This window comes from Massilia sp. Root351, from assembly GCF_001425045.1.
Classification (GTDB): domain Bacteria; phylum Pseudomonadota; class Gammaproteobacteria; order Burkholderiales; family Burkholderiaceae_D; genus Rugamonas.
The window spans coordinates 400,154-414,419 of record NZ_LMDJ01000023.1 but is presented as its reverse complement, the minus strand read 5'-3'; the positions used below and the strand labels follow the sequence as shown (position 1 = coordinate 414,419).

Here is a 14,266-nt window from a genome sequence, read left to right as displayed (position 1 = left end):
TACGGCTGTCGCAACATGGCTTGCAATCGCGTTCGCGCAGCCTGCCTTGGCCCAGACCGCGCCGCCGCCGACCGTGACCATCAAGAAGGCTCTGCCGGCCAAGCCGCCGGAGCCGCCCGCAACGCCCGCCAGCACCGACGCTCCGGACGTGGCCAGCGTCGTGGTCTCGGCCGAACGGCCCACCAACCGCATCGACCGCCAGGTCTACGACGTGAAATCGGACGTCGGCGCCAGCAACGGCTCGGCGGCCGATGCGTTGAACAGCGTGCCCTCGGTGGCGGTCGATCCGGACGGCTCGGTCACGCTGCGCGGCAGCCCCAACGTGCAGATCCTCATCGACGGCAAACCGTCCGCCATGCTGCAAGGCGAAAACCGGGGCGCCTCGCTCAACGCCATTCCCGCCGAGGATATCGAATCGGTCGAGGTCATCAACAACCCCGGCGCGCAGTTCGGCAACGACGGCGGCGGCGGCCCCATCATCAACCTGGTGATGCGCCGCACACGGCGGCCCGGCGGTTTCGGCGTAGTCAACGCCAACGGTGGTACGGCGGGGCGCTACAATACCGGACTGTCCGGCACTTATAACTCGGGCGTGTTCGGCATCCAGGGCGGGCTGAACGTCCGCCACGATGGCCGTGCCAGCCGCAGCGAGACAGTGCGCGACCGCATTGATCCGACCACCGGCGCCATGGTGCACAGCGCGCAAGCCGGCGGCTCCAGCGGCTTGAACGACAACGTCGGCGCCAACGCTTCCCTCAACTACAACATCGGCGCCAAGGATACCCTGGCTGCCAGCCTGTCCTACCAGGGCCGCGACAATGCCCAGCGCTCGCAGGACCGCTATCTGCGCCACGCCGCCGACGGGGCCGGAGCCGGGCCGGGGCCGGTGGACAGCGACTACGTCCGCAGCACGCAGCGCGGCGGCGACTCGCGCAACTATGGCCTCGGCGCACGCTGGGAGCATAAAGGCGGCGTGGACGGCGAAAGCATGAAAGTGGATTTGCGTGTCAGCTCGGCCGACAATACCCACAACAGCGCTTATAAGAATATCTACGCGGTTGCGCCGCGCGGAGCGCTGGACCAGACCAGCTTCCAGGACAACGCCAGCAACAACCGGATTATCGACTTCACCGGCGACTACGAACTGCCGATAGACCGCGCGATGCTCAAGCTGGGCTACAAGGTGGCAAGCAACCGCAGCGAGTTCGACACCTTGTACACCGGCGTCGATCCCGTCTCGCAACTGCCCTATGTGAACACCCAGCGCAGCAACCGCTTCAGCATGGCCGAGAAGAACCTGGCGCTGTACGGTTCCTACCAAGTGCGCTTGAACGAGAAATGGGGTGTGCTGGGCGGCCTGCGGGTTGAGCACACCGGCCTGGATATCGAGCAGCTGACCACACATGTGAATGCGGCCAACAACTACCTCAGCTACATCCCCAGTGCCTACGCCACCTACAAATGGTCGGACGATACCACTCTGCGCTTCAGCTACGCGCACCGCTTGCGCCGGCCGACTGCCAACGAGCTCAATCCCTTCGTGATTTACCGCGATGAGCTGAATGTCTCGTCCGGCAACCCGCAACTCAATCCAACCAAGACGGATTCTTTCGAGCTCGGCTACGAGAGCCGCGTAGCCGGCATGGAGACCAGTCTGCGCGCCTATCACCGCAAGGACCGCGATTCCATCCTGATCCGCCGTTACTTCATCAACGACACCGTGCTGCTGACGACGCCAGCCAACGGCGGCCGCAACAACGCCAGCGGGCTGGAGTTCACGCTGCAGGGCAAGATCATGCCGGGCTTGTCGATGAGCGCCAGCGGCAACCTGGGACACACGGAACAGCTGACGGAAGATTTGTACGGATTCATCAGCACGCGAACCGCCTCGTCGCTCAGTGGGCGCCTGCGGCTGAACTACCAGGTGACGCCCGACGACCAGTTCCAGACCATGCTGACCACCCAGGGCCGCGCCCTGTCCGGCCAGGGCGTGCGGCAGCCCAACACCACGGTCAATTTCAGCCTGCGCCACGCACTGACGCCGAAACTGAACCTGGTGCTGAACCTTACGGACGCCTTCAACTCGAACCAGATCGAGACCCTCACCGACACCGCCACGCTGAAGGAGAACAGCATACGGCGCTCGGACGGCCGGATCGCCTACCTGGGCCTGTCATATCGGCTGGGCGGCTTCACGGCGGGGACTGCGGGGACGGGAAACCGGCCAGGCGGCGGGCAGGGACAAGGGATGGGACAGGGACAGCGCGGCAGCAGCGGCGGCCAGCGCTAGCCGGGCGCTGGCGCCTGCCCGCTGCGCTCCAAAAGGATGCGCTAGTGCGCCCGCACTTCAGGGCAGCTGCGCTGCGGCCGGCTTCGGCGCCGGCTTGTCCGCTTCGCTGGACCAGACCTTCATGGTCTGCACCGCCAGCAGCTTGCAGCCGGCGGCGGTGTTGACGTAAGTGCGCATGAACTGGTAGCGGTTGCTGCGCCAGGTCTTGCCGTCCACGTTCCAGGCATCCACCGTGCTCTGGCCGCGCAACACAACGGTATCGCCCAGCACCTGCGCCTGCACGCCGCTGGTGGTGCGGGCTTTCGGTATGCTGGCCGGCTTCCTCGCCCGCGCCACCATGGCTGCCTTGTCGTCGATGGACGAGACCAGGTTGTGCACCCAGACGAAATCTTCGGCAAGCAGATTTTCCAGGAACGCGGCGTCGCCGACGCGCATCGCTTCCTCGTACTGGGAATCGCGCGCAATCAGGTCGGCAACAGGCAGGCACGGGGCGGCTTGCGCGGTTTGCACCGCCAATGCCAGGGGCAATGCGGCGAACAATGGCAACGGTAGTGTAAATTTCATGCTGCTATTCTAGCCGCTGCACTTTGAAGTCGGTAATCTCCTGCCGCGAATGTGTGGTGCGAAAGCCAAAATGGCCAGAGCGCAGCGGTTCTGGATCGCGGTAGGTAAAGTATGCCTCGCCATCCACCAGGATGCGCGTACAGCCCCGGTAGACCGCGATCTCGATCTGGTATTCGCGGTTGGGCAGCAGCAGGTAGTCACTGTCGGCCAGGTCGCCGAGCAGCACCCGCTGGCCCTTGCCGTCGTACTTGCGGAAACGGGTGGTGGTGTTGCTGTTGCCCCCCATGCCCATGTAGTACAGGCTCAGCGCGTCGTACTGGGCGAAAGTGCCGTCGCGGGTGAACAAGTTGGCGTTGCGCGGATCGCTCGCCATCCAGAACTGGTTCAGGTCCGACAGGCGGTCGTTGGCGCCGCCGGCCATCAGCATCTTGCGGCGGTAGCTGATCTGGACATCGCCCGACAGGCTGGGCTTGAACCAGACGGTGGCGTCGCCCGCCACGTCCACGGTGAGCTTGCCCTGCCGTGCGGCGATGCTCGAGCCGGCGGCGGCCCGGTACTCCGGTACCCATTGCGACAGCCCGCCATCGAAACCGTCCGCATACAGCAGCGCGCCCGGTTTTCCCCAGCTGCTGCACTCCTGCGCCTGCGCCGCCCCCGACAGCACAATGGCCAGTGTCGCCAGCGCGGCCGCACGGTACGCGCTCATGGCCAGGCCTTGGCGGCGGCTGCGGACGCGGGTGCGCTACCTGCCGTGGCGGCGGCTGGCGGTACGGCCTTGCCCTGCGCGGACAAATACGGTGCAGCCGGGTTGCGCGGCAGGCCATTCAGCGCCGCGATCACGCTGCGGGCGTTGAACTGCGCGCCGGCGTCGTTGGTATGGGTGCGCGCGTCCGAGAACAAGCCGGCCACGGCTGCGGCGCCAAGCTTGCGGTAGCCGTCGCTGACGACCATGGTCAGGTCGGCGAACTGGGCGCCGCCCGCTGCAGCCACTTCGGCATCCCACTGGGCGAAGGTGGAAAAGTCGCGGCCCTGCTCCCAGGCGTCCTTGTGCGGCACCGGCGAGAGCAGCACGACGGAAGCGCCCTTCGCCTTGGCGTCGGCCACGTATTTCGCCATGTACCAGCCGAAGCTATGCACCTGCTCCTTGCTGCCGTCCGGCTTGGTGTCCTCGACGGTTTCCGGGCCGGTGCCCTTGCCGGACGCCCTGCCCTTCATGGCCGGATCACCGATGCGGCCGCCGTCGTTGTGGCCGAACTGGATCAGCACCACGTCGCCGGCCTTCATCTGCGCCAATACCTTGTCCCAGCGGCCTTCGGTCAGAAAGGTGCGGCTGCTGCGGCCACCGATGGCGTGATTGACGACATTCACCTTGCTGGTATCGAAGAACGGCGCAATGCGCTCGCCCCAGCCGAACATGCCGTTCGAGCCTCCGCTGCGCACGGTCGAGTCGCCGACAATGAAGACATTCGGCAGCGCCGGATCGCGCGGCATGTCGCCACGCACCTTGGCGCCGTCCACCACCGGCCGCTCGTCCTCGGCGGGGGCAATATCCGCCGCCTTGGCGCTGAACGCGGATTGCACCAGCGGCAGCCGCAGCGACTTCAAGCCTGAGACAACCAGCCGCGCATTGAGTTCCGCGCCGGCCCAGTTGGAGTGGACGCGCTCATCCGGCGTCACCAGCGGAAACAGTTTCATCACCGCGTCGCGGCCCATCTCATCGTACTTGCGGGCCGCCATTTCGTTCAGATCGATGAAAGCCACGCGCTCCTGGCGCGCCACCTCGGCGGCCCAGCCGGCGTAGTCGCCCTTGCCGCGGCCGATCTTGCCTTCGGCGTCCCATATCTTGCGCGGTATCGGCGAGCAGATGACGGGCGTGGCGCCCCTGGCGCGGATCTCGGCGACGTAGCGGCGCAGGTACCAGCCGTAGCTGCGCACCGTTTCATGCTTCCCGGTGAGCAGGTTGTCGATCTCCTGGCTCTCCTCGCCCACGCCTTTGATGGTGCCGCGCGCGCGGCTGGTGTCGTTGATGGCGCTCGAATCGTTATGCCCGAACTGCATGATGACCACGTCGCCGGCCTTGATGAAAGCCAGCGTGCGCTCCCAGTGCCCGCCGCTGATATAGGTGCGGCTGCTCAAGCCGCCAATGGCGCGGTTCACCACATTGATCTTGCCGGCGTCGAAATAGGCGGCAATCGGATTGCCCCAGCCCCACTGGCCCTCCTCGCCCTTGCCCTGGCCATCATCGCGGCCATTGCGGACCGTGGAGTCGCCTATCAGGACCAGTGACGGCAGCGCGGGGTTGGCCGGTTCCGGCAGTTGCGGACGCGCCTGCGCCGGGTCGGTATTCACGGCGGCCGGCAAGGCGCCCTGCGCCGATGCGGCCGACGATATTGCGATGCAGCAGACCAGGGTGGATGCGGCGTGGCCCAGCGCCTTCAGGATTTTGTTCATGGAGATAATTCTATGCGATGCCATTCAGACTCCGCGCCTGGCTTGCAAAGAATCAGGAAGATGAGCAATCGCACCGCTAAAATGCGGACACAATCGAATTCCCGTAACCTGAAATCAGCTATTTATGAAAACCAGACTCCTCATGCCGGCCATCGCGGCGATCCTGATGGCATGCGCCTTCAGTGGTACTGCGCACGCCCAGATCGGCAAGCGCTTCCCGTCCGAGCGCAAGGTGGTGAAGGATCCCGTCACCGGCACCATGCTCACCTTCCTGACCAGCAAGCCGCATGGGGACTCGAAAATCTACCCTACCCACCCGCAATGGACGTCCGACGGCCAGTGGGTGGTGTTCAGGTCGCGCCTGGCCGATGGCGAAGCCTTGGCGGTAAACGAGAAGACGGGCGACATCGTCCAGGTCAGCGAAGGCGGCTATACCGGCATGCTGAACCTGGCGCGCAAGAGCATGAAGTTGTACTTCATGCGCCAGGACAGCGTCAAGGGCCGCCTGCAAATCGTGGAAGTGGACATGGCGCGCCTGTTTGCCGACAGCGCGGCCGGCTCGCTCAAGCCGGCCGCCGCCTACCAGCGCGTCGCCGGCACCACCCCGCTGGGCATGGAAGCCGGCGGCGACATGGCGCTGGACGCGGACGAGGAATGGGCCTACTTCCGCGTAGGCAAAGATGAAGCAGCCAAGCACCTGGCGCCCGGCGTCAAAGCCGAACAGCCCTTCGGCCCGCGCGGCATGGGCGCGGGGCCGAACGGCATCGCGCGCATGAACGTGCAAACGGGCGAGATCAAGCACGTGGTGTCGGTGCCGTTCCAGATCGGCCATATCCAGGCCAATCTGTGGAACCCGGGCGAGATCGTGTTCTGCTGGGAGACCGGCGGCAAGTCGCCGCAGCGCACCTGGACCGTGAAAGCCGACGGCAGCGGCTTGCGTCCGCTGTACCCGGAAGCGCCGTACGAGTGGGTGACGCACGAGGCCGTGATCTCCAAGGACGAGGTGGCGATGGCCATCATGGGCCACCGCAAAATTCCCGAGGGCGCGGGCGGCGTGGCGGCTCCGGCGACCGGCGTGGGCGGCGCCAATCCGGGCCAGGACGCGGCATGGGGGCCGTCGGGCACACGAGAAAAGCCGACCGGCCTGGCCATCGTCAACCTGCGCACGCGCGAAATGACCATTGCCGGACAAACCCCGTCGGGCAGCGGGCTATGGCACGTGCATGGCTCGTCGGACGGCCGCTGGGCGGTGGGCGACGACTTCAGCCGCAGCGTCTACCTGATAGACCGCAAGACGCGCGAAATGATCATGCTGACCACCGGCCACAAGGACACCGCCGCCGACCATCCGCATCCGACTTTCAACGCCGACGGCACCAAGATCGAAATCCAGTCGGCCATGCTGTCCGAGGATGGCCGCTCGATGAACATCGTGATCGTTCCGGTGCCGGAAGAGTGGCTGAAGCGGAAGTAATTCCGAAGGGATGCTCAGTCGAGCGGCGTCAGGTTCACCCGGCGCAGCTCGTACGGCGCCCCTTCCAGCTGGAAGCCGATGCGGCCCGAGGCCGGGCTGGCCCTGGTGACCTTGTTCTGCGCCACGCCGTTGACGCTGATTTCCACCGTGCCATCGCGGCTGACGATGTCGGCGCTGTTCCATTGGCCGGCCGCCAGTTCGCTGTCCCCGGCCATGCGGGCCTTGATAACGGGCGACGCGCCGGCCGCGCTGGTGGGCGGCTCGGCGAAAGCGTAGCCCGCCATCGGCAACAGGTCGCCGGTGCTGCCATGCTTGGTCTGCAGCTGCAGGCTCACCGGCCAGACGCGGTCCATGGGACCGGGGCTGATATGCAACAGCACACCGCCGTTGCCAGGTTTGCCGCTCCAGCGCCATTCCAGGTGCAGGCGGTAATTGCGGTAGCTCTCTGTGGTGGCCAGGAAGCCCGACGGCTGTCCGGTGGACGCCACCACGCCGTCAGGCAGCATCGTGAAAACACTATCGAGCGGCGCTGCAGGCGTGGTCTGCAGCTCCCAGCCGGAGAAATCCTTGCCATTGAAAAGGTCTGCCGCGGCGGCCTGGCTGGCAGCCGCGCCGGCCGCCAGCAATGCCGCACCCAGCATGGTCCACAATCGGTTCATTTTGCGATCACTCATCTTATTCATCTCTGATATTCTCTCCGACACCATGAAAAAACTCATACTTGCGACCATGATCAGCTGCATTGCCGCGCTGGCCAGCGCCAATCCCGTCATTGCCCTGTGGCCCGAGGGCGTGCCCGGCGCCCGCGCCGGCATGGGCGCCGAGCAGCTCCAGGAAGGCCGCATTTCCAACGTCAGCGAGCCTACCCTGACGCTGGTCGGGCCTGCGGTGGACCGGCCCAACGGCACCGCCGTCATCATATGCCCTGGCGGCGGTTATGTGCGGCTCTCGGCCGACCGCGAAGGCACGCAGTATGCGAACTGGCTCTCCGGCCTGGGCGTCACCACCTTTGTGCTCAAGTACCGCATGCAGGAATTCGGCCATCCGGCGCCACTGCAGGACGTGCTGCGCGCCGTGCGCATGGTGCGCGCGCGGGCCAAGGAATTCGGCATCGACCCGGCGCGCATCGGCGTGATGGGCAGCTCGGCCGGCGGCCACCTGGCGGCCAGCGCGGGCACGCTGTTCGACCTGCCGGCCGGCCGCACTGGCGCCGCGCTTGACGGCACCAGCGGCCGGCCGGACTTCCTGATGCTGATGTACCCCGTCATCACCATGGAACCGCCGGCCGCGCACATGGGCTCGCGCCAGGCACTGCTGGGCAAATCGCCGCCGGCCGACCTGGTGAAGCTAATGTCGCTGGAGAAGCAGGTTACCGCCGCCACGCCGCCCACGCTGCTGATCCACACCCAGGAAGACCAGTCGGTGCCGGTTGAGAACAGCATCCTGTTCTACCAGGCGCTGACCAAGGCGCGCGTGCCGGCCGAGATGTATCTGCTAGAACGCGGCGGCCACGGCATGGGTATGCGCGATGGCCTGGGCACTTCCTCCGACTGGCCGCGCCGCGCCGAGGAATGGCTGCGCGCACGCGGCCTGCTGACAAAGAAGTAACATCAGGCGAAGTGGAACATCTGCTCGAGCGGCCATTCGCGCGGCCGGTTGCCGGGTTCCACTTCCATCAGGTCGGCCATATAGTCCCACCAGCGCTGCATCACTTCCTTCTTCGGCAGCTCGGCAATGTGATTTTCCTGCCGCAGCTTGAGCACCGCGAACAGATGCAGCGTTTCCTCGTCGAGGAAGATGGAATAATCGTAGATGCCTGCTTCGCCCAGCGCGCGGCCGAGGTCCGGCCACAGCTCGTCGTGCCGGCGGCGGTACTCCTCCACCGTGCCGGGTTTCAGTTTCATGCGGAACGCGCGTATCGTCATTTTTTTACCGCCATCTTCTTCAGTTCGGCCGCAGCCAGCAGGAAGCCGCCCACGCCGTAGTTGTAACTGGACGCGGGCCGGTAAAACGCCGGTTCCGCGCCGGTTTGCTGGATGCCGCCCAGGCGGCCGTCCTGGTAAACGCTCTTCAGGATACCGGCCCACGCGCGCTCGATCACCGGGCGGTAGGTTTTCTCATCCAGGTAGCCCTTGTTCACGCCGTAGGCCATGCCGTACACGAATAGCGCCGAACCCGAAATCTCGGGCAACGGATAAGTGGCCGGGTCAAGCAAGCCGGCGTGCCACAGGCCGTCCGGTCCCTGGAGCCTGGCCACGGCGGCCGACATCTCGCGCAACTGCCGGATGTAGAACGGCCGCTTCGGGTCGTCCGCAGGAATGTAGTCGAGGCTGCGCGCCAGCCCGCCCAACACCCAGCCTTCGCCACGCGACCAGAAGATCTTCTTGCCGTTCGGCTCGGTCTTGCCGATGTAGCTCGCGTCACGCGCGTACAAGTGCTCCTGCTTGTCGTACAGCAGATCGTAGGTCTTCTGCCATTGTTCGTGCACGTAGTCCAGGTATTTACGCTCGCCGGTGGCCTTGTACATCTTGAGCCAGACCGGCGGCGCCATGAACAGCGCGTCGCACCACCACCACGGCAGGCGGTCGTCGCCGGGCTTCAGCGTTTTCAGGTTGATCAGGATGTCCAGCTGGGTGCGCGTGGCCGCCAGCTTCTCCGGCGACGGGTCCAGCGCATACAGCTCCAGGTAGGTCTGGGCCACGCTGATATCGTCCGCGTTCGGATACGGCGTGCGCAGCTCCCAATTGAAACCCTTGGCCATGCTCAGCATGGCGTGGCGGTATTTCGGGTCGCCGGTGGCTTCGCTGGCTGCCATGAAGCCGGTAAACAGCACTGCCGAGGTCCAGATCTTGTCCAGATGGCGCATGGTGCGGTCCAGCTGCCAGTCGGCCACCTTGCGCAGGGCCTTGTCGATGGCGGCCGGCTCCAGCGCGGGCGAGAGATCGGTTGCCAGCGGCCCGCCGTCGGCAGGCGCGTCGCCGAACTTGCGGCTGGTGTCCTTCTCGACGATGGCTTGCTGGGCAGCAGTCGGCAAGGGGTAACTCTGCTGGGCGGAGGCTGCGCCGGCGGCAAGCCCGAACGCCAGGCCGAGGGAGAGGAAAAGTGTGGTCTGCTTAAACATCAGGTCTTGTCCTGTTCTTCAAAGCTCTTCTTCGATGGGTCTTCCACTTTGCGCACCTGGCGCACCACGCTGGCGCCGGCAGGCAGGCCGCGCACGGCAGCGGCCTCTTCCAACTCCACCGGCGCGGTAATGGCCAGCTTTACGTCGGTGAACTGCCAATCCTTCACGTCATAGATATGGCCGCCCTGCCTGGCCTGGATATCGATATTCTTCAGGCTGAAACGCTCCAGCGGTACTTCCTTGTAGCCGCTGACCTCGAACGCCGTGGTCGCGCCGGTGGCCTTGATGTTCCAGATGCTCACGTCGTGGAAGAATGCGCGGCCCTTTTCCTTCGGCACCGGCGTGGCCAGCACTTTCCAGTACGGCGGATAGTCCTTGATCTCCGGCGGAATGGTGGCATAGCTGTAGCTCGGATTCCAGTTCATGGTGATGCGCATGACGACCGGGATGTCCGTCATCTTGAAATCGTGCAGGCGCAGATTTTCGCCGAAGCCGCCCCGGGTATGCGCGGACTTGAACAGGATACCGACCGGTACGTTGCCGACCACGGTGATGTTGTAGGCCTCGATATTGCGGAAGCCGCCTGCTGTTTCGCTGCCGAAAGTGACACCGGCGGCGCCGTCGCGCACGATGGAGTCGCGGATAACCACGTCCTCCGTGGTGCGGGCCACCCGCTGGCCGTCGGAATCGCGACCGGCTTTCAGGCACAGCGCATCGTCGTTGACAGCGATGTCGGCGTTCTGCACCAGGATGCGCTTGGAGGAATCGATGTCGATGCCGTCCGTCGACGGTCCGCGTCCGCCTTCATTGTTGCGGATCACAACGCCGTCCACCGTCACGTCGCTGGAGTAGCAAATATGCAGCGTCCAGAAGCCGGACCGGCGCAGCAGCAGGCCGCCGCCGACCTTCACGTTGGAGGAGTTGAATACCTGTACCAGGCGCGGTCGCTGCGCGTCGTAGTCCGAGGCCCAGCGCAGGCCGCGCGGTTCGTACTCCTTGCGCAGGGTCCAGTAGCTGTCCCAGAATATTTTTCCGTCGCCGTCGATGGTGCCTTCCCCTTCGATTACCGCGTTCTTCTGCTCATAGACGTTTACCAGCGCCGCCGGCCAGCTCATCTCGATGCCGGCAATACGGGTCGGCATGACCGGATAGTCCTGGATGTTCTGCGAACCGAGGATGGTGGCGCCCTTCCCCACGTTGAGCGTGACGCCGCTCTTGACGAAAATGGAGCCGCTCAGGTAAGTCCCGGCCGGGAATACGACGCGGCCGCCGTCCTTGGCCGCCGCATCGATGGCGGCCTGGATGGCCTTGGTGTTGATGGTCGTGCCGTCGCCCTTGGCGCCGTATTTGTCCACACTATAGTCCTTGGCGCTGGCGGCCGGCATGGCCAGCGCCATGACCGCTGCCAACCCGGCCGCCAGCGCGGCGCGTATCCAGTTTGTCTGCATGATGTTCCTCATTTGATTTGCTCTGACAGCAGGAGCACGGGGCCGAGCATGCCGGATGGCCTGGGCTCGATCAGGTGGGTGTCCTGCGGGACGAAGCGCTGCCCGTAGCGGGCGGACAGCAGACGGTAGTCGGGGCGTTCCTGGCCGGCGAGGCCGTTCAGCGCGAGATTGGCGACGCGCACTTCGATGCGATTGCTGCCTGCTTTGAGCCATGGGGTGACATCGAGCTGGTACGGCGGCTTCCAGACCGAGCCGGCGCGCTGGCCGTTGATATAGACCACGGCGGCTTCACGCACGGGGCTTTCCAGCATAGCGCGCATACCTGCCGGGACCTTGGGCGTGCTGTCCAGCGGTGCGCCGGGGCCAAAGTCCAGCGTGACGCGCGAGCCTGCCTGCGGCGCTGCCGGCAGGTTCACGTCTTTCGTGTAGACGCCTTCGCCGGAGTAGTAGCGTTTCGCGGGGGTGTCGGTCCAGGAACGCAGCTCTGGCATGGCCTGCGGCTGGGCGCCGGGGAAAGCCAGCCGCCAGTCGCGGCTCAGGTCCGCCAGGAGCGCCGGCGCGCTCGCCGGCGTGGCGACGCCAGGCGCGCCGGCTGAACCGGCTGCGCGGGGCACGGTGGCCTGCGCCGTGTCGGACAGCACCAGCACGCGCGACTCGTAGGGCGCCAGGGTCAGCGCGAAGCCGGACTTCACGTCGGCCGGCGTGACTTTGCCGTCCTGCGGATCCCACCACGCGGCCGAGCGGCGCGTGTTAGCTAGCGTCGCGGTGGTGCGGACTTCCCGGTTGCTGGTATTGGCGATGAAGTAGATATCGCCGTCGGCCAGCTTGCGCCGGATGAAGCCGACGTCGGACTGATCCGTTGCCAGGCGCAGATCGCCCGGCAGCGCCTTCTTCAGCGCCGCGCCCACGGCGCCGTCGTCGCCCACCAACTGCGCCCGCGAACCGGAACCGAACATGAGATCCGATATGGCCGCGACCTTGGCGCTGAGGCGGGCGGCATCGGCATAGCCGGGCGCCAGGGACGGCTTGCTGCCGACCGCGATGATCTTGCCGCCGTTCCGCACGTAAGCATGCAGCCTGGCCAGCACGTCTGGCGCCAGCCTGGTTACGTGCGGCATGACGACCACGTCGTGCTTGATGTCCTGCGCCAGGATGGACTCGGCGTCGATATAGTCGAAATTATGGCCGCTGTCGAGAATCTGCTCCGTCAGCAGCGGCGTCACGTGCTTGTGCATTTCGGCCGACAGCGATACCTTGGCCGGCTTGAGTGCGGCGTAGACGTCGTCATTCGGCAGCAGCACGGCGACCCGGTTCGCCGGATGCCCCTGACGCAGCAAATAGCTGGTGCGCTGCAGATAGGCGTTCACGTCCGGCATGACGCTCCACCATGGCTGGTGGTCGTTGAAGACGGCGGCGGCGTAAAAGGCATAGCCGGGTTCCTGCGCACCAGGCGGCGTATACGGCCAGCCATGGCCGACGAACTGGTTGACGCCCTGCAGCAGCATGCGGTCCGCTTCGACTTTCATGTCCAGCGGCGTGGCGCTGAAGGCAGGCGAGTTGAGCCAGGTCCAGGTCTCGGCGGAGACCACCGGACGGTTGTACAGGTGGCCGGCCGACGTGGCCAGCCGGGTGAACGAGAAGCTGCGGAACTGCGGTCCCTCGCCTTCCGGCAGCGCCACCAGGCGGTTGCTGGACATGGAGACGGCCGGCTCGCCGTAAGTCTGGGATCGGAACTGCGTGCGGTGGGCGGTGGCCCAGTCGTTCAGCGGGGTCAGGTAGCGTTCGTTGACCAGTTCCGTTTGCGTGAGCGCCCAGTCGCGGCGCAACGCGCCTGCGTCCGGCCCCTGCCCGCTGTAGACGGCAGGCAGGTGCGGCTTCAGGTCGTAGCCGCGGCGGCGCCGGAACTCGGACAGGAAATCGTCGGTCCAGTCGGTGCCGTAGACTTCCAGGCTATCCGAAAACACGGCGTACGGCGGCCGGTCGCCGAAGGCCTTGAGCAGTGGCTCGGCGACAGCGTTCAGGTGGTGGTCGATGGCGGTGCGGCTCAGGTGGTCCAGTACGAAGCCTTCGGCGCCGAGCGCGGCGCGCTTGACTTGCTGGCCGGTGCGGCTGGCGATGTAGTACACGGCCACGCGGTCTTGCGCGGCCGGCGCGGCGGAGGCGCGCCCGGGGCCGGCCGATTGGGCGTCCGCTGGCCCGATCAGGCGCAGCTTGGTGGCGTCGTACTGCTTGTCTGTACCCTCGCCGATAAAGGCGGCCACCAGCTTTTCGCCGCTCATGACGGACGGCAGCGGCCATGATTCGGCATTGGCGGGGATGGCGACGGCAGCGACCCGCATGCGGCTTGCCGCTTCGGTGACCGGCACGTTGGGACCGCCGTATGGCCAGCCGCTGGCCAGCGTCATGTCCACGCGCAGCTTCTGCTCGTGCGCTTTCATGTTGACGAAGCCGAGCGCGTCGAGGAATTCGGGGGAAAGATAGGGAACGTTGCGGATGCCGCGCGCCGGGTCGTCCAGCTCCATCGGGTATACCGGCTGGATCTCGAAACCGCCGAAGCCGCCCGCCTTCATGGCCTGCATTTCGCGCTCGAGCTGCGATTTGACTACGTTGGGGCCGAACCACCACCAGCGCACCAAGGCTTTGGCGTCGTCCGGCGGGGCCGCCAGCCGTTCGGCAACGTCTGCCACGCGGTTGAACCGCACCGCCGCCGGCGGCACGTACGGCTTGGCGCCGCCAGCGGCACCGGGGGCAGCCGCCGCACTCGCGCCAGCCGCTGCGGCACCGGCGCCGGCCGAGGCAAGCGCGCCGCCGGCAGCCATGGCGGCCACTGCGGCAGCCACAGCCGCAGCGAGCCATGTTGAGGAAATGTTACGCGTAGCCGCCGTCCTGCGCATGGTGCGCTTGCTCATCGATAGACT

General features: G+C 66.0%; 11 protein-coding genes. 3 read left to right on the top strand and 8 right to left on the bottom strand.

Annotated features, from left to right (window positions below):
- Nucleotides 1–46: 46 nt before the first annotated feature.
- On the top strand, nucleotides 47–2,290 hold the full coding sequence (locus ASD15_RS18910) for a TonB-dependent receptor domain-containing protein (protein ID WP_057156561.1): 2,244 nt from the start codon (nucleotides 47–49) through the stop codon (nucleotides 2,288–2,290).
- A gap of 57 nt (nucleotides 2,291–2,347) precedes the next feature.
- On the opposite strand, the gene ASD15_RS18905 is transcribed toward ASD15_RS18910, so the two are convergent.
- Genes ASD15_RS18905 through ASD15_RS18895 form a run of 3 tightly spaced genes read right to left on the bottom strand, consistent with a single transcriptional unit; the run spans nucleotide 2,348 to nucleotide 5,305 of the window.
- Nucleotides 2,348–2,854, bottom strand: a complete 507-nt coding sequence (locus ASD15_RS18905; RefSeq protein ID WP_057156560.1) for a nuclear transport factor 2 family protein — start codon at nucleotides 2,852–2,854, stop codon at nucleotides 2,348–2,350.
- Nucleotides 2,855–2,858: 4 nt separating this feature from the next.
- Nucleotides 2,859–3,560, bottom strand: a complete 702-nt coding sequence (locus ASD15_RS18900; protein ID WP_057156559.1) for a DUF6250 domain-containing protein — start codon at nucleotides 3,558–3,560, stop codon at nucleotides 2,859–2,861.
- Nucleotides 3,557–5,305, bottom strand: coding sequence for a rhamnogalacturonan acetylesterase (locus ASD15_RS18895; protein WP_082551943.1), 1,749 nt, complete (start codon nucleotides 5,303–5,305; stop codon nucleotides 3,557–3,559). Before ASD15_RS18895 ends, ASD15_RS18900 begins: the two co-directional genes overlap by 4 nt.
- A 124-nt stretch (nucleotides 5,306–5,429) precedes the next feature.
- Between ASD15_RS18895 and ASD15_RS18890 the strand changes: the two genes are divergently transcribed.
- On the top strand, nucleotides 5,430–6,779 hold the full coding sequence (locus ASD15_RS18890) for a hypothetical protein (protein WP_229418257.1): 1,350 nt from the start codon (nucleotides 5,430–5,432) through the stop codon (nucleotides 6,777–6,779).
- Nucleotides 6,780–6,793: 14 nt separating this feature from the next.
- On the opposite strand, the gene ASD15_RS18885 is transcribed toward ASD15_RS18890, so the two are convergent.
- Nucleotides 6,794–7,453: a DUF1080 domain-containing protein gene (locus ASD15_RS18885; RefSeq protein ID WP_162249921.1), complete on the bottom strand. Its 660-nt coding sequence runs from the start codon at nucleotides 7,451–7,453 to the stop codon at nucleotides 6,794–6,796.
- A 31-nt stretch (nucleotides 7,454–7,484) separates the two neighbouring features.
- Between ASD15_RS18885 and ASD15_RS18880 the strand changes: the two genes are divergently transcribed.
- Nucleotides 7,485–8,387 (top strand): alpha/beta hydrolase, encoded by a 903-nt coding sequence (locus tag ASD15_RS18880; RefSeq protein ID WP_057156556.1) that lies wholly within the window; start codon nucleotides 7,485–7,487, stop codon nucleotides 8,385–8,387.
- A gap of 2 nt (nucleotides 8,388–8,389) precedes the next feature.
- Here ASD15_RS18880 and ASD15_RS18875 read toward each other — a convergent pair whose 3' ends face one another.
- Genes ASD15_RS18875 through ASD15_RS18860 form a run of 4 tightly spaced genes read right to left on the bottom strand, consistent with a single transcriptional unit; the run spans nucleotide 8,390 to nucleotide 14,257 of the window.
- Complete coding sequence (locus tag ASD15_RS18875) at nucleotides 8,390–8,683, bottom strand: L-rhamnose mutarotase (RefSeq protein ID WP_373888188.1); 294 nt, start codon at nucleotides 8,681–8,683, stop codon at nucleotides 8,390–8,392.
- Between the two features lie 17 nt (nucleotides 8,684–8,700).
- Complete coding sequence (locus ASD15_RS18870; RefSeq protein ID WP_057156554.1) at nucleotides 8,701–9,900, bottom strand: glycoside hydrolase family 105 protein; 1,200 nt, start codon at nucleotides 9,898–9,900, stop codon at nucleotides 8,701–8,703.
- The gene (locus ASD15_RS18865) at nucleotides 9,900–11,348 is read right to left on the bottom strand and encodes a glycoside hydrolase family 28 protein (RefSeq protein WP_057156767.1); all 1,449 of its coding nucleotides are present in this window, start codon (nucleotides 11,346–11,348) and stop codon (nucleotides 9,900–9,902) included. Before ASD15_RS18865 ends, ASD15_RS18870 begins: the two co-directional genes overlap by 1 nt.
- A gap of 8 nt (nucleotides 11,349–11,356) precedes the next feature.
- Entirely contained in the window at nucleotides 11,357–14,257 is a 2,901-nt protein-coding gene (locus ASD15_RS18860) for a glycosyl hydrolase (protein WP_229418256.1), read from the bottom strand.
- Nucleotides 14,258–14,266: the final 9 nt, after the last annotated feature.